Here is a 17,898-nt window from a genome sequence, read left to right on the forward strand (position 1 = left end):
CGCTCATGCAGTGTCAGGTACGGAAGGCCGAAGCGGCCGATGCAACGCGGATCAGCCAGGTGATCCTGGCAGCCTTGCTCACCAGCAATGCCCAGGATTACCCGGCCAGTGTGATCGAGCGGGTCAAGGCCAGCTTCACTGCGGATGGGGTACTGCACCTGATGCAGAGTCGGCGGATGTTCGTGGCCTTGGTCGATGGCGCCCTGCTGGGCACTGCGAGCCTGGATGGGCGTGCGGTACGCACGATGTTCGTCGACCCGGCATGGCAGGGGCGAGGCATCGGCCGATGCTTGATGCTGGCTTTGCAGCAAGCGGCCAGGGAGTCTGGCGAGCAGTCGCTGATCGTCCCGGCCTCGATCACTGCCGAAGGATTTTATGCGCGCCTGGGGTTTCGCACGGTGCGCGAGCAGCTCGACGGCGAGGAGCGGACGCTGATCATGGAGCGCCCGCTTTAAGACGTGGCTACAAAAAAAGCCGCGGCCTCCAGGGAGGTCCGCGGCTTTTTCAGGTCTGGATCAGCCGATCAGTGGATCGCTACCGGGTTGATGTTGACCTGGGTCGAGCCTTTGTACAGCGGTTGGCCGAGGACGAACATGAACTCCCAGGCCTTGTCCCGCACCAGGGCGCGGCTGTCGATCAGCTCCAGGTTGTAGATACCGTTCTTGGCCAGCATGTACTGGTTGACCGGGAACTCCTGGCCATCTTTGGCCGGGTAGATTTCCGAGGCCCAGGTGTCGCCGCCGAAGGCCACGATCTGCTTGTCCACCAGCCATTTGGCTGCCTCCATGCCGATGCCGGGCTCGACCGCGAGGAATTTCTGGTTGTCCTTGCCGATCAGCTCCAGCCAGCCGGTGTTGAACAGCACCACGTCACCCTTGCGGATGCTGATGCCTTGCAAGTCCAGGGCCTTCTGGATATCGGCGACGGTGAATTCGGTCTTCTCCGGGACGATGGCCTTGCCGTAGACGGCGGTCATGTCCAGCACCACGCCCCGGGTCACGATCGGCGGTACCTTCTCGATACCGAGCTTCTTCACGCCCTCGACGCTGACGAAGTCCGCCGCGCGATTGCCGTTGTAGTAGACGTTGTCGATACCGATATGGCCGATACCGTTGAGTTGGGTGCCGACCCCGGTCCAGCCCACTACCAGTTCATCGTTGAAGGTGAACTTGTTGGGGCCCAGGGAGGTGCCGCCGGCTTCGCCGGGTTGCACGTTGGTCAGGTGGAAGCTGCGATGGCGGAAGGCCGGCAGGTTCTTGTCGATGGGCACTGCCAGCGGGTAGGTCTTGCCGGTCTTGATCAGCTTCGCGGCATCGAGCACCGACTGGGCATCCAGCAGGTTGACCGCGCCGATCTCGTCTTGCGCGCCATATTTGGAGGGGTACCACTTCTGGGTATCGGCGGCATGGGCCGCACCGATGGAAAACAGCAGGGTGAAGGGCAGGATCAAACGATTGAACATGGGAAAGTCCTTGGCAAGTTGCAGTGGGGCCAAGGTACGTGGCGCAGCCTGGGGGAAACAGGCAGGTATGCTCAATACATTTGTTCGTAGAAGTCAGGAATGCAGGAAGGGGGGCTCATGAGTGGGGTGGCGAGTGTTCGAATCGCTCTTTCCCCCTTAAATCCGGCTCCTGGCTTTTCTCAAGCTTCCCCCCGCAGTTCCTCCACATCGATCTTCTCGTCGCCGATCCAGCGCCGGGCGCCGCAGCCGTTGCGCGAGTAGATGTCCCCCGGGTTGTTCATCTTGCAATGGTCCATGGACATGCAGCCGCAGCCGATGCATTCCTCCAGGCTCATGTTCAGCCGTTCCAGCTCGGCGATGCGTTGTTGCACCCGGGCTTTCCAGGTGGCGGACAGGCGCTGCCAGTCCTGGCCCATGGGGGCGTGGTTGTTGGGCAGGCCGTTGAGCTGCTCGCTGATTTCCTCCAGGGAAAACCCCACGCGCTGGGCGAACACGATATAGGCCACGCGGCGCAGTACCGAGCGAGGGTAGCGGCGGTGGCCGCTCCCGGCGCGGGCCGAACTGATCAGCCCGCGGGACTCGTAGAAGCGCAAGGCCGACGCATTGACCCCACTGCGTCGGGCGATCTCGGTAATGGTCAGGTGCGGCTCGCCTTGGGAATACATGATTGCTCCATCGAGGGCTTTACTTAAAGTTCACTTTAACTTGTACCGTGCCGACTGAAAAATCAACGTTCGATTGTCGGGGAGTGCATGTCCGTGAATTCAGCCCAGCGAGTTCTCTTTCGAGCCCGTGGTGTGTCGCGAGGTGTCGCGTTGTACGGCGTGGTCCTGGCCTTGGCGGCCTGTGGTGAAACCCAGGCGCCCCCGGCGGCGCAGGCTCCGGAAGTGGAGGTCAGTACCCTGGCCTTGCGCAGCATCCGTGAGTGGGATCAGTTCAATGGCCGGATCAGTGCGGTGGACAGTGTCGACTTGCGGCCTCGGGTCAGCGGTTACGTCGATCGCGTGGCGTTCCGCGATGGCGAGCAAGTGCGCCGGGGCCAGGTGCTGTTCGAGATCGATCCGCGTCCCTATCGCGAGGCCCTGGCCAGTGCCGAGGCGCGTTTGCAACAGGCCCAGGCCTCGCTGCGCCTGGCCAAGGCCCAGGACCTGCGCGGCCAGGCGCTGGTCAAACAGGCGGCGATCTCCCGCGAAGAGAGCGATATTCGCAGCGCCTCCCTGGGCCAGGGAACGGCACAGGTGAACGCAGCCATCGCCGACGTCGCCATGGCCCGGCTTAACCTGGGGTTCACCCAGGTCCGGGCGCCGTTCGACGGACGCGCCGGACGGGCGCAGATCACCGCCGGCAACCTGGCCCAGGCCGATCAGACGATATTGACCACGGTGGTTTCCCAGGACCCGGTGTATGTCTACTTCGATGCCGACGAGCACAGTTTCCTGCGCTACAGCGAGCAGGCCGCAGCTGGCGCCCGCCCGGGCATTGCCCATCAGGTGCGGGTCGGTCTGGCCAGCCAGCGCGAGAGCTTTCCCCATACCGGCAAAGTGGACTTCCTGGACAACCGGGTCGACGCCACCACCGGCACCATCCGCGCCCGGGCGGTCCTGCCCAACCCCGATGGCAAGCTGACCCCTGGGCTCTATGCCCGGGTACGCCTGGAGGGGGCCGGGGAAACCCAGGCATTGCTGGTGGACGATCGCGCGATCCTGACCGACCAGAACCGCAAGTACGTCTATGTGTTGGGCCCGCAAGACAAGGCGCTGCGCAAGGACGTGACCCTCGGTCGCCTGCTCGATGGCCAGCGAGTGATCGAGTCGGGCCTGGCCGTCGGTGACCAGGTGGTGGTCAGCGGCGCGCAGAAGATCTTCTACCCGGGCATGCCGATCCGGCCCAAGGAGGTGGCGCCGGCTGCCGCCAAGTCGCCATTGAGCCCTGATGCACCGGCGTTGTCGGCCCATTGACGGAGACGGAACATGGATTTCTCGAAGTTCTTCATCGACCGGCCGATCTTTGCCATTGTCTTGTCGATCATCATTTTTGCCCTGGGGTTGATCTCGATCCCGTTGCTGCCGTCGGGGGAATACCCCGAGGTGGTGCCACCCAGCGTCATGGTCCGGGCGACCTACCCCGGTGCCAACCCCAAGGAAATCGCCGAGTCGGTGGCGGTGCCCCTGGAGGAGGCGATCAACGGCGTCGAAGGCATCATGTACATGAAATCGGTGGCCGGTTCCAACGGCACCCTGGCCCTGACCGTGACCTTCAACCCGGGCATCGATCCGGATGCCGCCGCGGTACGGGTGCAGAACCGCGTCAGCCAGGCGTTGTCGAGGTTGCCGGAGGAGGTGCGGCAATACGGCGTCACCACCCAGAAGCAGTCGCCGACCCCGCTGATGTACGTCAGCCTGTACTCCAAGGAAGGCCAGTACGACTCCCTGTACCTGCGCAACTACCTGATCCTGCACGTCAAGGATGCCCTGTCGCGTTTACCCGGCATCGGTGATGTCGGGGTCTACGGTTCTGGCGACTACGCCATGCGCCTGTGGCTGGACCCCGACGCCCTGGCGACCCGGGGCCTGACGGCGGCCGATGTGCTGGGGGCGGTGCGCGAGCAGAACGTGCAGGTCTCGGCGGGCCAGTTGGGCGCCGAGCCTTCGCCGCAGACCGCCGACTTCCTGGTGTCGATCAACGTGCGCGGGCGCTTGCACAGCGAGCAGGAGTTCGGCGATATCGTGCTCAAGTCCGGCAAGGACGGCCAGGTGGTGCGCCTGGCCGATGTGGCACGCATCGAACTGGGGGCCGGCGACTACACCCTGCGTGCCTCCCTGGATGGCAAGGAGCAGGCCACGGTGGGGATCTTCCTGCTGCCCGGGGCCAACGCCCTACAGGTGGCCGATGCGGTCTACGCCAAGTTCGACGAGCTGGCGCAGAACTTCCCCGAGGACGTCGCCTACAAGGCGGTCTGGGACCCGACGGTGTTCGTTCGCGAATCCATCGCCTCCGTGCAGCACACCCTGATCGAAGCCGTGATCCTGGTGGTGCTGGTGGTGATCGTGTTCCTGCAGACCTGGCGGGCCTCGATCATCCCACTGCTGGCGGTGCCGGTGTCGATCGTCGGCACGTTCGCCTGGCTCTACCTGCTGGGGTATTCGATCAACACCCTGACCCTGTTCGGCATGGTGCTGGCCATCGGCATCGTGGTGGACGATGCCATCGTGGTGGTGGAGAACGTCGAGCGCTTCATCGCCCAGGGCCTGCGCCCGCGGGAGGCCGCGCATCGGGCGATGAAGGAAGTCTCCGGGCCGATCATCGCCATCGCCCTGGTGCTGTGCGCGGTGTTCGTGCCCATGGCCTTCCTCTCGGGCGTCACGGGGCAGTTCTACAAGCAGTTCGCGGTGACCATCGCCATCTCCACGGTGATCTCGGCGATCAACTCGCTGACCCTGTCGCCGGCGCTAGCGGCCAAGCTGCTCAAGCCCCACGATGCCGCCAAGGACCCCCTGGAGCGTTTTATCCAGCGCCTGCTGGGCGGCTTCTTCCGGGTGTTCAACCGTTTCTTCAATCGCAGCTCGGAACGCTACCAGGGCTCGGTCACCGGAATCCTGCGCCATCGTGGCAGCGTCTTCGCGGTCTACGGCCTGCTGCTGGTCGCCACGGTCTGGCTGTTCCAGATCGTGCCCGGCGGGTTCATTCCGACCCAGGACAAGCTCTACCTGTTCGCCGGTACCAAGCTGCCCGAGGGCTCCTCCCTGGCGCGCACCGATGAGCTGACGCGCAAGGTCATCGAGACGGCCCTGGGGGTCGAGGGCGTCGAGACGGCGCCAGCCTTCAGTGGCCTCAATGCCTTGCAGGGAACGAACACCCCCAACGTCATGGCGGCCTACATCATCCTCAAGCCGTTCGATCAACGCACCCGCAGTGCGGCGCAGATCAATGCCGAACTCAATGCCAAGCTGTCGCAAGTACACGAGGGTTTTGCCTACGCCCTGCTGCCGCCGCCGATCCAGGGCCTGGGCAATGGTTCGGGTTATGCCCTGTACCTGGAGGACCGCGAAGGCCTGGGCTACGGTGCCCTGCAAGGGGCGATCAGCGCCTTCCAGGCGGCGGTGGCGCAGACGCCGGGCATGAGCTTTCCGGTGAGTTCCTACCAGGCCAACATCCCGCAATTGGAGGTGCAGGTGGATCGGGTCAAGGCCAAGGCCCAGGGCGTGGCCCTGAGCGATGTGTTCAACACCTTGCAGGTCTACCTGGGTTCGGCCTACGTCAACGACTTCAACCTGTTCGGGCGGGTGTACCGGGTGATGGCCCAGGCCGACAGCCGCTATCGCCAGAGCGCCGAGGATATCGGCGCCTTGCGGGTACGCAACGACCGCGGCGAGATGGTGCCGCTGGCGGCGATGATCACCGTCACCCATACCTTCGGCCCGGACCCGGTGGTGCGCTACAACGGCTACCCCGCGGCGGGAATGATCGGCGATGCCGATCCCAAGCAGCTGTCTTCGGCCCAGGCCCTGGCCAAGTTGCAGGAGATCGCCGACCGGGTACTGCCCAAGGGCATCGTCCTGGAGTGGACCGACCTGAGTTATCAACAGGTGACCCAGAGCCATGCGGCCCTGGTGGTCTTCCCCCTGGCGGTGATGCTGGTGTTCCTGGTGCTGGCGGCGCTCTATGAAAGCTGGACCCTGCCCCTGGCGGTGATCCTGATCGTGCCGGTGTGCATGCTGGCGGCGCTGAGCGGGGTCTGGCTCAGTGGCGGCGACAACAACGTGTTCGTCCAGGTCGGGCTGGTGGTACTGATGGGCCTGGCGTGCAAGAACGCGATCCTGATCGTCGAGTTCGCAAGGGAGCTGGAGGCCCAGGGCCGGGGCACTGTCGAGGCGGCGCTGGAGGCCTGTCGCCTGCGTCTGCGGCCGATCGTCATGACCTCGGTGGCCTTTATCGCCGGGGCGGTGCCGCTGCTGATCGGCACGGGCGCCGGTAGCGAAATCCGCGCCGCCACCGGGATCACGGTGTTCTTCGGCATGCTCGGGGTGACGCTGCTGGGCTTGTTCCTGACCCCGGTGTTCTACGTCACCCTGCGCAAGCTGGCCGGCGGCCCGGTACATGCCCTGGGCGCCGAGCCTGTCGAGGGCTGAGGCGCGCGGTACAGGGAAGCAACGGGTGCCTGCGGCGCCCGTTGCCGGTTCAGGCCTGCTGCGCGGCGATCACCATGATCTCGATGCGGTAGTGGGGCTTGGCCATCGGTGCCTGCACCAGCACCTGGATCATGGGCGCAGAGGGTTGATCGTACTCAACGGCCTCTGGTGCAATGCCGTGATCGGCACTGACACTGAACACAACAGATCGCCCTACGGACTGGAGAGCCTATGTATCCCGACGATTTCAACTTTTCCGGTTATCTCAAGGCCAGGGTCCTGACGGGAGATATCGATTTTTCTGCCTTGGTGGATGCGTTGAGCGAGCGAGGCTATATCACCGAGGTGGACTTTCCCGAGGGCGCCGGGCTGTGTTCCAGCCACATGGAAGCGCTCAAGCAGCAAGAGTTCGACGAGCTGTTCGAGTTCTTCTACCCCAGGCGGATCAATGACATTCGCTTGCGCTGTATCGCCACCAACGAAGGTGGAGCCTGCCCGACCGGCGCCTATGCCTATGCCTTGATCAACAGCCGCCGGCTCACGGACCAGGAAGGGCTGCAGATCCTGGAGCGGGAGAACTACCTGAGTGAGTTCTCCGAGCATGACCTGCAATGGGCCAGGGAAGAGTTGCTCGAATGCCTGGGGGCCAGTGTGCAGCGGTTGTCCGATAGAGACGTCCAGCATGAGCTGCAAAGACGCCAGGCCCAGGTGCTGCTGATCGAAGGGCGTTTGAAGGCCCTGGGGGTGCTGCCACTGAGCGAAGAGGAGCACGCCTGGCAAGCGCTGGATGCGCAGTTCCCCAACGCCCGCAGTCGGGATGTCGTCGAGCTGGAGGGGGTGCGTTACCAGCGGGTGTTCCGCCCCGCGCAAAAGGATGCCGAGGACAAGGTGACCAAGTGGGACAAGAGCTGGCGTCGGCTTGGCCAGGCCAGCGACGCCTGATGCCAGTCAGTCAAGCGAGGTGATTCCCTGTAGGAGCAGCCGGTCGACGCTCGATTGCTCACGAGGGTCGTTAGCGATAGCGCGTGTTTACAGGGTAAACCCGGCGCTCTGAGGTCCAGCGCGGGCAAGCCTCGCTCCTACAGGTTCCTTGGCTGGTTGGCATTGGGCGTCGAGTCGGGCTGTAGTCGCGGCCCAGGCGGCCGCGACCGATAGGATCACCGGCCGCTTGTCGGCGCGCTTGCGTCTACGCCAGCGCCAGTCGCCGTGGGCGCAGCCAGCCGATGATCACGGCGGCGATCAGCAGGAAGCCCAGGTAGCCGAAGAACGGGTAGACCTGGCCCACCAGGCTGATGAAGCCCACCAGGCTGCCGACGAAGGCCAGGGCCCCGGCCAGGATCGAGCCGATGCGGAACTGCCGGGTGCCGGCGGGCAGCAGCCGGGCGGAGAAGGAGTACAGGGTGCCCACGGCGGTATTGAGGATCATGCAGAAGATGATCAGCGCCATCAGCAGGCCGAGGGTCGGCGAGACTTCGCTGGCGATCGACAGCATCGGCATCGGCAGCTCCGCCACGCTGTCCAGGCGTGACAACAGGCCGAGACTCATCACCAGCATCAACAGACCCAGCATCGCACCACCGAGGATGCCGCCCCACATCGCCTGTTTCTCGCCCTTGGCCGCACCGCCCATGATGGCCAGGATCGGTACTCCGGCGACGATGTTGTAGGAGACATAGAGCAGGGCGCCCAGCAGCCAGTGACTGGCACCGGCCTGCTGCTGGCCGGCCAGTTGGTCGAGTTGCTGGAAGTCCAGGTGGCGGGTCGCGGCGCCGTACAGGGCGATACCCACGGCGGTGACGATCAGGAACGGGGTCACCGCGCCGATCATGCCGATCACCTTGTGCACGTCGAGGCAAACGATGGCCACCACCACCAGGGTCACCAGCACGCTGCCGGTGATGGCCGGGATGCCGAACTGCTGCTCCAGTAGGGCGCCGCCACCGGCGAGCATGACCACGGTCACGGCGAACATGAAAAAGGTGATCATCAAGTCCACCAGGGTGCCCAGGCGCCGGCCGCAGAGGGCATGCACCACGTCTTTATGCGAAGCGGCTCGCAGGCGGCTGCCCAGGCTGGCCAGGGCCATGCCGAGGAAGGTGAACAGCGCAGCACTGACCACGGCGCCAAGCAGGCCCCAGACACCGAAATCGACGAACATCAGCAGCAGTTCACGACCGGAGGCGAACCCCGCCCCAACAATTACGCCGACGAAGGCGCCGGCGATTTTCAGACTTTCTTTCATGACGATTGGCCTCGGATTGTTCTTGTTATGTAAGGAGGACGCCACGGCGCTGGAGGGCCGTGGTCATCCTGGGCATCGCACTTGAAGGTTGGGCGGGTGGCTCAGTTATCCCCGACCCAGACCTGGACTTCGATCTCTACGTCCACGCCCAGCGCCAGTTGCGCGGCGACGGTGGAACGCACCGGGAAACCGTTCTTGAAGTAGCCCTGGTACACCTCGTTGAAGCCGGCGAAGTGCTGCATGTCGGTGATCCAGACGGTGCTTTTCACCACCTGGTCAAAGCTGGCGCCGCACTCGGTCAGGGTGTCGCCAATGCGCTGCATGGCCGCGTCGGTCTGCACGCGAATATCGCCATGTACCACTTCGCCTTCGGCGCTCATGGGGATCTGCCCGGAGAGAAACAGGAAGCCGCCGACCCGGATCGCCCTGGAGAAGGGCAGGGGCAGGGAGCTGGGGTAACGCTGGATTTCGTTGGACATGGGGCTTTCCTCGTGGACTGGGGTGGATTAACGCAAGCGTGCAGGGGCCAGGTGCTGTGGATCGACGCCTTGGCTCAACAGCTCTTCGGGGACCGGTTGCCCCAGCAGCAGGGCACTGGCCAGTTGCGAGACGCCGGCCGCCGACTGGATACCGTAGCCGCCCTGGGCGGCGAGCCAGAAGAAGCCTTCGCATTCGTCGTCCCAGCCCACCACCAGGTCGCCGTCGGCGACGAAGGAGCGCAGGCCGGCCCAGCTGTGGCGCGGGCGGCGGATGCTCAGGGAGGTGGCGTTCTCGATGTGATAGATGCCGGTGGCGATGTCCAGCTCCTCGGGCATCACGTCCTGGGGCGGCACCGGATCGGCATTGGCCGGGGAGCCAAGCAACTGGCCGGCGTCGGGCTTGAAGTAGAAACTTTCATCGATGCCGATCACCGCCGGCCAGCGGCTGAAGTCGGTGTCTTGCGGGCCTTCGAAGGTGAAGGCGCTACGCCGGCAGGGTTGCAGGCCAATGGGGGCTACGCCGCACAACCGGGCCACTTCGTCGGCCCAGGCGCCAGCGGCGTTCACCAGGCTGCGGGCCTGTACCTGGCGGCCATCCTTGAGCCTGAGGTGCCAATGACGGTCTTCACGCAGGGCTTCGACGATCTCGGCGTCGCACTGCAAGGTTCCGCCGGAGCGGCGCATGGCCCGCAGGTAGCCCTGGTGCAGGGCGTGCACATCCAGGTCCTGGGCGGCGGTTTCGAGCATGGCGCCAGCGGTGGCTTCGGGGCGCAGGCAGGGCACCAGGGCCCGGGCCTGGTCGGCATCGATCAGGCGCACATTGGCCGAACGGGCGCGGGTTTCGTCGTAGGTCTGCTGCAGTTGCTCCAGCTGTTCGTGATTGGCGACGTACAGGCAGCCCCGGGGTTCGAGCAACGGGTGCTCGCTGAAGCCTTCCGGAGGCCGTTGATAGAAGGCCCGGCTGGCGCGGGTCAGGGCCTGGATCTGCGGTGTGCCGTAGGCCTCCATGAACATCGCCGCCGAGCGCCCGGTAGCGTGGTAGCCCGGCTGCGATTCGCGTTCCAGCACCAGCACGCTGGCCTGGCCGGCCAGGCGGTAGGCCAGGGAGGCTCCGGCAATACCGCCGCCGATGATGACGAAATCGAAGCATTGGGTGTCGTGCATGGCGAACTACCTTCATTGTCCGGAAAGGGTTGCGAGAAAATTCTCTCATACGAGAAATCTAAGATATGAGAATTTTCCAGTCAACAGGAGATCATGGGGTAATATTTCGCCATTGGCCCCGGCTCCTGTCGCGGCAGTCCTTATCCGCCAGACAGAGAGTCTCCATGAGTGCCGACCGAGCCCAGCCCGCCTCGTGCTCCCCCGCCCATCCACTGACCGACCGGACCCAGGTCGGCGCGCGCCTGCGCAGCATCCGCAAGGCGCAGAAACTGACCCTCAAGCAGCTCTCGGAGCGTTCCGGCGTGGCACTGTCGACCTTGTCGAAAATGGAGCTGGCCCAGGTTTCGGTGAGTTACGAGAAGCTTGCGGCGGCGGCCCGGGCCCTGGGTGTCGACATCGCCCAGCTGTTTGCCCCGTCGGCCATGGCCAGTCGGGCAGTACAGCCCACGGTGGTCAGTACCACCATCGCCGACGCCCCGGGCTACAGCACCGGCAACTATGACTACCACCCCATGGCCGGTGATTTCCCCGGGCGCAACATGACGCCCATGTATGCGCGGATCTTCGCCCGTGAGTTGCAGCAGTTCGAGGACTACATCCGCCACCCCGGGCAGGAGTTCGCCCTGGTGCTGTCCGGGCGGGTGCGCATCCAGTTCGAGACGGGGGAGCAGGTGAGCATCGGGCCGCAGGAAACCGCCTACTTCAACAGCAGCATCGGCCATATCTACCTGGCCGAAGGCGCGGAAGACGCCGAGGTGATGGTGGTGATGTCCGAGCGCTGAGCCCGGCGCCTGCTGGCCCAGGCCCGGGAAAGGCCTGGGACGAGGGAGGAGGTCAGCGGGCCAGGGATTCGTCGAGGAATTTCACCACGGTGCCCATGCAGGCCATGCGTTCCTCGATGTGGGGCATGTGGCTGGAGGCTTCGAACAGCGCCCAGCGAATATCCGGGACGTGGTCCAGGAACGGCTTGACCACGGTTGGCGTGGCTTCGTCGTGGCGCCCGGAAATCAACAGGGTCGGCACCTTGATCCGATGCAGGCCATCGACGATGGACAGGTCCCTGGTGTTGCCGATGATGTGGAATTCGTTGGGGCCGGTCATGGCGTGGTAGACGGTCGGATCGGCATCGACCTGGGCGAAGGTGCGCGCCACTTCGTCCGGCCAGGGGCTGATCCGGCACACATGGCGGTCGTAGAACACCCGTGATGCGGCAAGGTATTCGGCGGCCCCGTAGTGGCCTACCCGCTCGTGCTCGAGCAGCGTCTGCTGCACGTCCTCTGGCAGGAGCTGGCGCAGGCGATTGGCTTCCTCGACCCAGGTGCGCATGTCCGCCGGGGAGTTGGCGACGATCAGCGCGCGCAGGCCGGCCGGCTGCCGGGCCGCATGGGCACTGGCCAGCATGCCGCCCCAGGATTGCCCCAGCAGTGTGTAGTCGTTGCTGATGCGCAGGTGGTCCAGCAGGTTGTCCAGTTCCTCGAGGAATAGCTGCAGGTTCCAGAACGCAGGGTCCTTTTCCGGCAGGTGGGTCGAGTGGCCGTTGCCCAGCTGGTCGTAGTGGATCACCGGGCGGCCGCTGCTGGCGATGTCCTTGAAGGCATCGAGGTAGTCATGTGTGCAGCCTGGGCCGCCATGTATGACCACCAACGGTGTATGGCCGCTGTCCAGGTCGCCGGTGATGCGATACCAGGTCTGGTAGGGACCAAAAGGTGCAAAGCCTTCGCGTGTTGCCAGAAGTTCCATTTCTTGCCGCTCTCTGAAAAACCCTGCAACACACGATACCGGGGCGGCGTCCCGGGAATAACTAGAGAAACAGATAGGTTTTGCCGGGCTTCAGTTGTCGAGCAGCCGGTAGTGCACGGCCCTGACCACGGCCTGGACACGGTTCTTGGCCCCCAGCTTGTGCATGGCCGAGGTCAGGTGGAGGGTGATGGTGGCCAAGGAACGGTTCAGGCGTTTGGCAATCTCGGCTGCGGTCAGGCCATCGGCGGCGAATCGCAGGCACTCGCGTTCGCGCTTGGTCAGGTGGACCGGGCTGGTGCCGGATTCTTTTTCCAGCAACGGGAAGGCGGCTTCCTGCAAGGCGTGGGAAATCAGCGTGAAGTCGCCGAGGGTCTGGCGGGCATCCTGCAGCGGGTCGCCATTACCGTCCGATCTCAGGCCCGTGAGCGTGGCAAAGCCGCCCTTGGGCAAGTGAATCGGCACGGTCACCCCGCAGGTCATTTGCGAGTCGTGCAGGTAGTCCACCACGGGGGCATGGTTTTTCCCGATGAACGATTGCAGCACGGTCTCGTCGTCCGGGCGATAGGACCAGGCAAAAGGGGAAACGGCGTTGATCGCCACATGCTGGACGGGATCGATCTGATAGAAACCTTCCTGGCACCAGAGCGATTGCCAGTCACGGGGGGTGTTGCGCAGCCTGACCACCGAAGGGGTGAGCAATATTCCCTCATGGTCCAGCGGTACCGGACTGTAGTCGTAGACCAGGGTATCGAAGCCCAGCGCCTGGGCCATGCGCAATACGTTGTCCATCTGTTCGTCCAGGCTCCTGCCGGACATGAGACGGGCATTGAAATCAGACAGCTTGGTCTGCATCCATTCAGCTCCCTTGGCAATTTCAATCCTGAAATTGGGCCGGTAGAATGCCACGCCCGGACAAAGGACTGCCAGACCAAACCTATAGGAAATACTAGGTTATGGACGTACGGCTTCCTCGGTAAGGTTGCGCCAAAAGGGCATTGACCAGATGGAGAACAAGGATGTGGCGTGAAGTAGAGCCGGACCAGCGATATGAAGTGCAGGTCGATGGCCACAAGGTGGTGGCCTATGGGTTTGGCGAAGGCGATGAGGTGCTGCTGTGCCTCAATGGCGGTCCGGGACTGCCCTGCGATTACCTTCGCGACAGCCATGGCTGGCTCAAGGAGCATGGGCTGCGAGTCATTGCCTTCGACCAGCTGGGCACCGGCGCCTCGGACCGGCCCACCGATAAGGCCCTCTGGGATATCACCCGCTATGTCGCCGAGGTGGAAACCGTCCGCCAGGCCCTCGACCTGGGCCGGGTGCACCTGCTGGGCCACTCCTGGGGTGGCTGGCTGGGGATCGAATACGCCATCCATCATCCCCAGGCGCTCAAGACGCTGATCCTGGAGAACACCGCCGGCGACCTGCCGCACCTGTCCTTGGAGCTGGAGCGCCTGCGCAGTGCCCTGGGCAGCGAGACCGTGGCGATGATGCAGCGCCACGAGGCCATGGGCACCCTGGAACATCCCCAATACCAGGCCGCTATCACCCTGCTCAACCACCGGCACGTATGCCGCCTGGACCAGGTGCCGGCGCCACTTAACCGCTCCCTGGACGATTGGAACATGGGACCGTACGTCACCATGCAGGGGCCCAACGAATTCCTCTACACCGGTAATCTCAAGGACTGGAACCGCATCAAGGAGATGTCGGGCTTCCAGATGCCGGTGCTGATCACCACTGGCCAGCACGACGAGCTGACGCCCGCCTGCGCCATGCGCATGAAGATGGCGCTCAAGGATGTCGAGTTGCATGTGTTCCCCAACAGCAGCCACATGCCGTTCTACGAAGAGCCCCAGGCCTATTTCCCGGTACTGCTGGATTTCCTGCGGCGCCATCGGAGCTAGCCCATGAACCTGGCGCGTTACCGCTTCATCCTGTCGCGCCCGTTGCAGTTGTTGCCGGTGCTGTTTGGTATCAGCGTGATCACCTTCGTGCTCGTGCGCTCCATTCCCGGCGACCCTGCCAGGGCGCTGCTGGGCTCACGCAGCACGCCGGATGCGTTGATCAAGATCCGTGCCCAGTACGGTCTCGACCAGCCGTTGTGGATGCAGTACTTCTACTTTCTGAAGAACCTGCTCAAGGGTGATCTTGGCCAGTCGCTGCTCTATAAGGTCGATGCCTTGCAGTTGATCGCCACCCGTATCGAGCCGACGCTGTTCCTGGTAGCGGGCAGTGTGTTGCTGTCGTTGCTGATTGCCATTCCCCTGGCAACGCTGGCGGCCCGCAACAAGGGGGGGTGGAGCGATCACCTGATCCGCCTGTTCACCACCGCTGGCCTCGGCCTGCCGGCGTTCTGGCTGGGGATCATGCTGATCCTGCTGTTGAGCGTGCAGCTGGGGCTGTTCCCGGTGTCGGGTTATGGCCGTACCTGGCCGGACAAGCTGCATCATATGGTGCTGCCTTGCCTGACGATCGCCCTGGCACTGTCTGCCGTGCTGGTACGCAACCTGCGAGCCAGCATGCTCATGGAGTTGCAAGCCGACCACGCGACCGCCGCCCGGGCCCGGGGGTTGCCTGAGCGTGTGGTCTTTCGCCGGCACGTACTGCCCAACTCGCTGGTGCCGACCGTTAACCTGCTGGCCGTCAATATCGGTTGGCTGATCAGTGGCACCGTGGTCATCGAAAGCCTGTTCGCCATTCCCGGTATCGGCCAGTTGCTGGTGCGCGGCATCTTCACCCGTGACTACATGGTGGTACAGGGAGTGGCCATGGTGCTGGCCTGTGCCACGGTGATGGTCAACTTCCTGGCTGATGTGGTGACGGTGGCGATCGATCCCCGGGTGAACATGCGATGAGCGTCCAGGTCTCGATCCCCGCCAGGCGCTTGGGCCTGGGTTTGCGCAATGGCCAGTTGGCCACGATGCTGGGCCTGGCCATTGTCGGCGGCTGGTTGCTGCTGGCGCTCTGCGCGCCCTGGATCGCCCCTTACGACCCTATCGTGCAGGACACCGACATCCGCCTGTTGGCGCCGAGCCTGGCCCATCCCTTTGGCACCGACAACTTCGGGCGCGACATCCTTTCCCGGGTGATCTGGGGCGCGCGCATCGACTTGCAGCTGGCGGTGATCGGCGTGTTGTTGCCGTTCCTCATCGGTACCTGCATCGGCGCCCTGGCCGGTTACATCGGCGGGCGTTTCGACACCGTGTGCATGCGCTTGATCGATGTGATCCTGGCCTTCCCGTTCCTGGTGCTGATGCTGGCGATCATGGCCATCCTCGGGCCGGGCCTGAGCAACTTCTACATCGCCATGGCCCTGGTGGGCTGGGTGTCCTATGCGCGGTTGATCCGTTCGCAGATCCTGGTCCTCAAGGAGAGCGATTTCGCCTTGGCGGCCAAGAGCCTGGGGTTTGGCCATGGGCGCATCCTGTTTCGCCACTTGCTGCCCAATGCCCTGTTCGGTTCGATTGTGTTCTCCATGTCCGACGCGGTGCTGGTGCTGCTCAACGGTGCGGCGGTCAGCTACCTCGGCCTGGGCGTGCAGCCACCGACTGCGGAGTGGGGCACCATGGTCGCCGAAGGCCAGAGCTTCATCACTTCGGCCTGGTGGATCTGCACCTTCCCGGGATTGGCGATCGTGACCCTGGCCATGGGTTTCAGCCTGCTGGCCGATGGCATTGCCGAGCGTTTTGGAGAACGCCCATGAACGCACCGGTGCTGCGTGTCGACGAGCTCAGCGTGATCGCCCATGACCATGGGCGTGAGGTCACGCTGGTGGACCGCTTGTCGTTCGACCTGGCCGAAGGCGAGATCCTTGGCCTGGTGGGGGAGAGCGGCTCGGGCAAGACCTTGGCCTGTCGGGCCCTGATGCGCTTGTTGCCTTCGACGAACCTGCGGGCCCAGGGCAAGGCCGTGCACCTGGCCGGGCAGGACCTGCTGCAGCTGGATGAGGCGGGTATGCGCCGCGTGCGCGGCCGGCGCCTGGGGATGATCTTCCAGAACCCCAGCAGTCACCTCGACCCTTTGATGCGTATCGGCGAGCAGATCGGCGAGGGCATCCGCCTGCACCAGGGGGCGTCCAAGCGCGAGGCACGGGCCGAGGCCATCGAGGTGTTGCGCCAGGTGGGCATTCCCGACCCGCAACGACGGGTCGACAGTTATCCCCATGAGTTTTCCGGTGGCATGCGCCAGCGGGCGATGATCGCCGTGGCCCTGGGTTGCAACCCCCAGGTGCTGATCGCCGACGAGCCGACCACAGCCCTGGACGTTACCGTACAGGCGCAGATCCTGCGCCTGCTCCTGGACCTGCGTGACCGGCATGGGTTGTCGATCATCATGATCACCCACGACCTGGGCGTGGTCGCCCAGACCTGCGATGCCATCGCGGTGATGTACGCCGGCCGGCTCTGCGAGCACGGCAGCAAGCATGAGCTGCTGGCTCGCCCGCAACATCCCTATACGGCGGCGCTGATCGGTTGCCAGCCCACGAGCGCAAGTGGCGAGGCCCAGTTACGGACCATCGCCGGCCAGCCGCCGCTGCTGGACCAGTTGCCTGTGGGCTGCCGCTTCAGTCCACGCTGTTCGCGACCGGGCAGCCGCTGCAGCGAGTCGTTGCCGCAGATGCAGGCCTTGGCGACGGGGCAGCACGTGGCCTGTCATTACCCGCTGCTGGCCGGAAGCCCGTCATGACGTTGTTGCAAGTGAAGGATCTGCAGGTGCGTTTCGCCGCGCCCGGCACCGGCCTGTTCGGGCTCAACAGGCAATGGCTCAATGCAGTCAATGGCGTGTCGCTGAGCCTGGAGGCCGGGGAGGTACTCGGCCTGGTGGGGGAGTCGGGCAGCGGCAAGAGCACCCTGGGGCGAGCCATCCTGCGCCTCAATGACATCAGCTCGGGGCAGGTGCTGTTCGATGGCGTGGACGTGACTCAAGGCCGCAAGGTCGATCTCGAGCGACTGCGTCACGAGACGGCGATGATCTTCCAGGACCCTTATGCGGCGCTCAATCCACGTTTGAGCATTGGCCAGGCCATTGCCGAAGTGCTGCGGGTGCAGGGGGTGGTCGCGGCGCCACTGATTCCCCAGCGGGTCGACGAATTGCTGACCCTGGTGGGCCTGCGGCCGGAGCTGGCTGGGCGCAAGCCCGGGGCCTTGAGTGGTGGCCAGTGCCAGCGGGTAGGGATTGCCCGGGCGCTGGCGGTGGAGCCGCGCTTGATCGTCGCCGATGAATGCGTGGCGGCGCTGGACGTGTCCATCCAGGGGCAGATCATCAACCTGCTGCTGGAGCTGCGCCAGCGCATGAACCTGGCGATCCTGTTCATCGCCCACGACCTGGCGATCGTCCAGCGCCTGTGCAGCCGGGTGGCGGTGATGTACCTGGGGCAGATCGTCGAGCAAGGGCCTACCGATGCCGTGTTCGGCGCGCCGCGTCATCCCTATACCGCTGCGTTGATCCAGTCGATCCCGCATATCGACCCCAATCGGCCTTTGGCGAGTGAACCCTTGCCGGGCGAGCCGCCCAGCCCGTTGGCACTGCCGGGCGGCTGTGCCTTCCATCCGCGCTGCCGGCAGGCCCGACCCGCCTGCACCGCAACACCGCCACCTAACCGAGACCTGGGTGGGCACAGCTACCGTTGTGTGCTCGCCGAACCCGTGCTTTGAAATACGTTCATCAAAAAGGAGTTTGACC

18 protein-coding genes are annotated in these 17,898 nt (G+C 64.5%); 10 read left to right on the forward strand and 8 right to left on the reverse strand.

The features are described from left to right. The first annotated feature begins 5 nt into the window (after positions 1–5). Positions 6–455: a GNAT family N-acetyltransferase gene (locus C4K39_RS03865; RefSeq protein WP_068577465.1), complete on the forward strand. Its 450-nt coding sequence runs from the start codon at positions 6–8 to the stop codon at positions 453–455. 68 nt (positions 456–523) lie between these two features. On the opposite strand, the gene C4K39_RS03870 is transcribed toward C4K39_RS03865, so the two are convergent. Together C4K39_RS03870 and soxR are read right to left on the reverse strand one after the other, a co-directional pair. Further along, entirely contained in the window at positions 524–1,462 is a 939-nt protein-coding gene (locus C4K39_RS03870; RefSeq protein ID WP_068577466.1) for a cyclase family protein, read from the reverse strand. A 179-nt stretch (positions 1,463–1,641) separates the two neighbouring features. Next, positions 1,642–2,127 (reverse strand): redox-sensitive transcriptional activator SoxR, encoded by a 486-nt coding sequence (gene soxR, locus C4K39_RS03875; protein ID WP_068577471.1) that lies wholly within the window; start codon positions 2,125–2,127, stop codon positions 1,642–1,644. Between the two features lie 132 nt (positions 2,128–2,259). Here soxR and C4K39_RS03880 point away from each other — a divergent pair, with 132 nt between their 5' ends. Together C4K39_RS03880 and C4K39_RS03885 are read left to right on the forward strand one after the other, a co-directional pair. Further along, on the forward strand, positions 2,260–3,420 hold the full coding sequence (locus C4K39_RS03880; RefSeq protein WP_225926557.1) for an efflux RND transporter periplasmic adaptor subunit: 1,161 nt from the start codon (positions 2,260–2,262) through the stop codon (positions 3,418–3,420). A gap of 12 nt (positions 3,421–3,432) precedes the next feature. Then, on the forward strand, positions 3,433–6,591 hold the full coding sequence (locus C4K39_RS03885; protein ID WP_068577476.1) for an efflux RND transporter permease subunit: 3,159 nt from the start codon (positions 3,433–3,435) through the stop codon (positions 6,589–6,591). 49 nt (positions 6,592–6,640) lie between these two features. Here the strand turns inward: C4K39_RS03885 and C4K39_RS31470 are convergent, their stop codons facing one another. Beyond that, positions 6,641–6,793, reverse strand: a complete 153-nt coding sequence (locus C4K39_RS31470) for a hypothetical protein (protein ID WP_164487255.1) — start codon at positions 6,791–6,793, stop codon at positions 6,641–6,643. A 29-nt stretch (positions 6,794–6,822) separates the two neighbouring features. Between C4K39_RS31470 and C4K39_RS03890 the strand changes: the two genes are divergently transcribed. Then, positions 6,823–7,533 (forward strand): hypothetical protein, encoded by a 711-nt coding sequence (locus tag C4K39_RS03890; RefSeq protein WP_124345701.1) that lies wholly within the window; start codon positions 6,823–6,825, stop codon positions 7,531–7,533. Between the two features lie 244 nt (positions 7,534–7,777). On the opposite strand, the gene C4K39_RS03895 is transcribed toward C4K39_RS03890, so the two are convergent. The 3 genes from C4K39_RS03895 to C4K39_RS03905 all read right to left on the reverse strand — a co-directional run bounded on the left by C4K39_RS03895 (position 7,778) and on the right by C4K39_RS03905 (position 10,476). Then, complete coding sequence (locus C4K39_RS03895; RefSeq protein WP_124345702.1) at positions 7,778–8,833, reverse strand: YkvI family membrane protein; 1,056 nt, start codon at positions 8,831–8,833, stop codon at positions 7,778–7,780. A 101-nt stretch (positions 8,834–8,934) separates the two neighbouring features. Beyond that, on the reverse strand, positions 8,935–9,312 hold the full coding sequence (locus C4K39_RS03900) for a RidA family protein (RefSeq protein ID WP_124345703.1): 378 nt from the start codon (positions 9,310–9,312) through the stop codon (positions 8,935–8,937). Between the two features lie 27 nt (positions 9,313–9,339). Next, positions 9,340–10,476, reverse strand: coding sequence for an NAD(P)/FAD-dependent oxidoreductase (locus C4K39_RS03905; RefSeq protein ID WP_124345704.1), 1,137 nt, complete (start codon positions 10,474–10,476; stop codon positions 9,340–9,342). 164 nt (positions 10,477–10,640) lie between these two features. Between C4K39_RS03905 and C4K39_RS03910 the strand changes: the two genes are divergently transcribed. Continuing rightward, on the forward strand, positions 10,641–11,258 hold the full coding sequence (locus tag C4K39_RS03910; protein ID WP_068577485.1) for a helix-turn-helix domain-containing protein: 618 nt from the start codon (positions 10,641–10,643) through the stop codon (positions 11,256–11,258). Between the two features lie 52 nt (positions 11,259–11,310). Here C4K39_RS03910 and C4K39_RS03915 read toward each other — a convergent pair whose 3' ends face one another. Both C4K39_RS03915 and C4K39_RS03920 read right to left on the reverse strand, forming a co-directional pair. Then, positions 11,311–12,216, reverse strand: a complete 906-nt coding sequence (locus C4K39_RS03915; RefSeq protein WP_124345705.1) for a proline iminopeptidase-family hydrolase — start codon at positions 12,214–12,216, stop codon at positions 11,311–11,313. Between the two features lie 90 nt (positions 12,217–12,306). After that, positions 12,307–13,068, reverse strand: coding sequence for a LuxR family transcriptional regulator (locus tag C4K39_RS03920; protein WP_068577489.1), 762 nt, complete (start codon positions 13,066–13,068; stop codon positions 12,307–12,309). A 164-nt stretch (positions 13,069–13,232) separates the two neighbouring features. Between C4K39_RS03920 and C4K39_RS03925 the strand changes: the two genes are divergently transcribed. Genes C4K39_RS03925 through C4K39_RS03945 form a run of 5 tightly spaced genes read left to right on the forward strand, consistent with a single transcriptional unit; the run spans position 13,233 to position 17,870 of the window. Continuing rightward, a complete protein-coding gene (locus C4K39_RS03925; protein WP_124345706.1) occupies positions 13,233–14,120 on the forward strand; it encodes a proline iminopeptidase-family hydrolase in 888 nt (295 codons plus the stop codon). A 3-nt stretch (positions 14,121–14,123) separates the two neighbouring features. Beyond that, positions 14,124–15,071, forward strand: coding sequence for an ABC transporter permease (locus tag C4K39_RS03930; protein ID WP_124345707.1), 948 nt, complete (start codon positions 14,124–14,126; stop codon positions 15,069–15,071). Further along, on the forward strand, positions 15,068–15,919 hold the full coding sequence (locus tag C4K39_RS03935) for an ABC transporter permease (protein ID WP_124345708.1): 852 nt from the start codon (positions 15,068–15,070) through the stop codon (positions 15,917–15,919). Before C4K39_RS03930 ends, C4K39_RS03935 begins: the two co-directional genes overlap by 4 nt. Beyond that, the gene (locus tag C4K39_RS03940; protein WP_124345709.1) at positions 15,916–16,902 is read left to right on the forward strand and encodes an ABC transporter ATP-binding protein; all 987 of its coding nucleotides are present in this window, start codon (positions 15,916–15,918) and stop codon (positions 16,900–16,902) included. The genes C4K39_RS03935 and C4K39_RS03940 overlap by 4 nt, the downstream gene beginning before the upstream one ends. Then, on the forward strand, positions 16,899–17,870 hold the full coding sequence (locus C4K39_RS03945) for an ABC transporter ATP-binding protein (protein WP_124345710.1): 972 nt from the start codon (positions 16,899–16,901) through the stop codon (positions 17,868–17,870). The genes C4K39_RS03940 and C4K39_RS03945 overlap by 4 nt, the downstream gene beginning before the upstream one ends. Positions 17,871–17,898: the final 28 nt, after the last annotated feature.

Origin of the sequence: Pseudomonas sessilinigenes, from assembly GCF_003850565.1 — a bacterium.
In the GTDB taxonomy this organism is placed as follows: Bacteria; Pseudomonadota; Gammaproteobacteria; order Pseudomonadales; family Pseudomonadaceae; genus Aquipseudomonas; species Aquipseudomonas sessilinigenes.

Excerpts from the sequence above, each read along its gene's own strand:
- C4K39_RS03865 (WP_068577465.1), top strand. The coding sequence starts at position 6 with ATGCAGTGTCAGGTACGGAAGGCCGAAGCGGCCGATGCAACGCGGATC.
- C4K39_RS03870 (WP_068577466.1), bottom strand. The coding sequence starts at position 1,462 with ATGTTCAATCGTTTGATCCTGCCCTTCACCCTGCTGTTTTCCATCGGT.
- soxR (WP_068577471.1), bottom strand. The coding sequence starts at position 2,127 with ATGTATTCCCAAGGCGAGCCGCACCTGACCATTACCGAGATCGCCCGA.
- C4K39_RS03885 (WP_068577476.1), top strand. The coding sequence starts at position 3,433 with ATGGATTTCTCGAAGTTCTTCATCGACCGGCCGATCTTTGCCATTGTC.
- C4K39_RS03890 (WP_124345701.1), top strand. The coding sequence starts at position 6,823 with ATGTATCCCGACGATTTCAACTTTTCCGGTTATCTCAAGGCCAGGGTC.
- C4K39_RS03895 (WP_124345702.1), bottom strand. The coding sequence starts at position 8,833 with ATGAAAGAAAGTCTGAAAATCGCCGGCGCCTTCGTCGGCGTAATTGTT.
- C4K39_RS03900 (WP_124345703.1), bottom strand. The coding sequence starts at position 9,312 with ATGTCCAACGAAATCCAGCGTTACCCCAGCTCCCTGCCCCTGCCCTTC.
- C4K39_RS03905 (WP_124345704.1), bottom strand. The coding sequence starts at position 10,476 with ATGCACGACACCCAATGCTTCGATTTCGTCATCATCGGCGGCGGTATT.
- C4K39_RS03910 (WP_068577485.1), top strand. The coding sequence starts at position 10,641 with ATGAGTGCCGACCGAGCCCAGCCCGCCTCGTGCTCCCCCGCCCATCCA.
- C4K39_RS03915 (WP_124345705.1), bottom strand. The coding sequence starts at position 12,216 with ATGGAACTTCTGGCAACACGCGAAGGCTTTGCACCTTTTGGTCCCTAC.
- C4K39_RS03920 (WP_068577489.1), bottom strand. The coding sequence starts at position 13,068 with ATGCAGACCAAGCTGTCTGATTTCAATGCCCGTCTCATGTCCGGCAGG.
- C4K39_RS03925 (WP_124345706.1), top strand. The coding sequence starts at position 13,233 with ATGTGGCGTGAAGTAGAGCCGGACCAGCGATATGAAGTGCAGGTCGAT.
- C4K39_RS03930 (WP_124345707.1), top strand. The coding sequence starts at position 14,124 with ATGAACCTGGCGCGTTACCGCTTCATCCTGTCGCGCCCGTTGCAGTTG.
- C4K39_RS03935 (WP_124345708.1), top strand. The coding sequence starts at position 15,068 with ATGAGCGTCCAGGTCTCGATCCCCGCCAGGCGCTTGGGCCTGGGTTTG.
- C4K39_RS03940 (WP_124345709.1), top strand. The coding sequence starts at position 15,916 with ATGAACGCACCGGTGCTGCGTGTCGACGAGCTCAGCGTGATCGCCCAT.
- C4K39_RS03945 (WP_124345710.1), top strand. The coding sequence starts at position 16,899 with ATGACGTTGTTGCAAGTGAAGGATCTGCAGGTGCGTTTCGCCGCGCCC.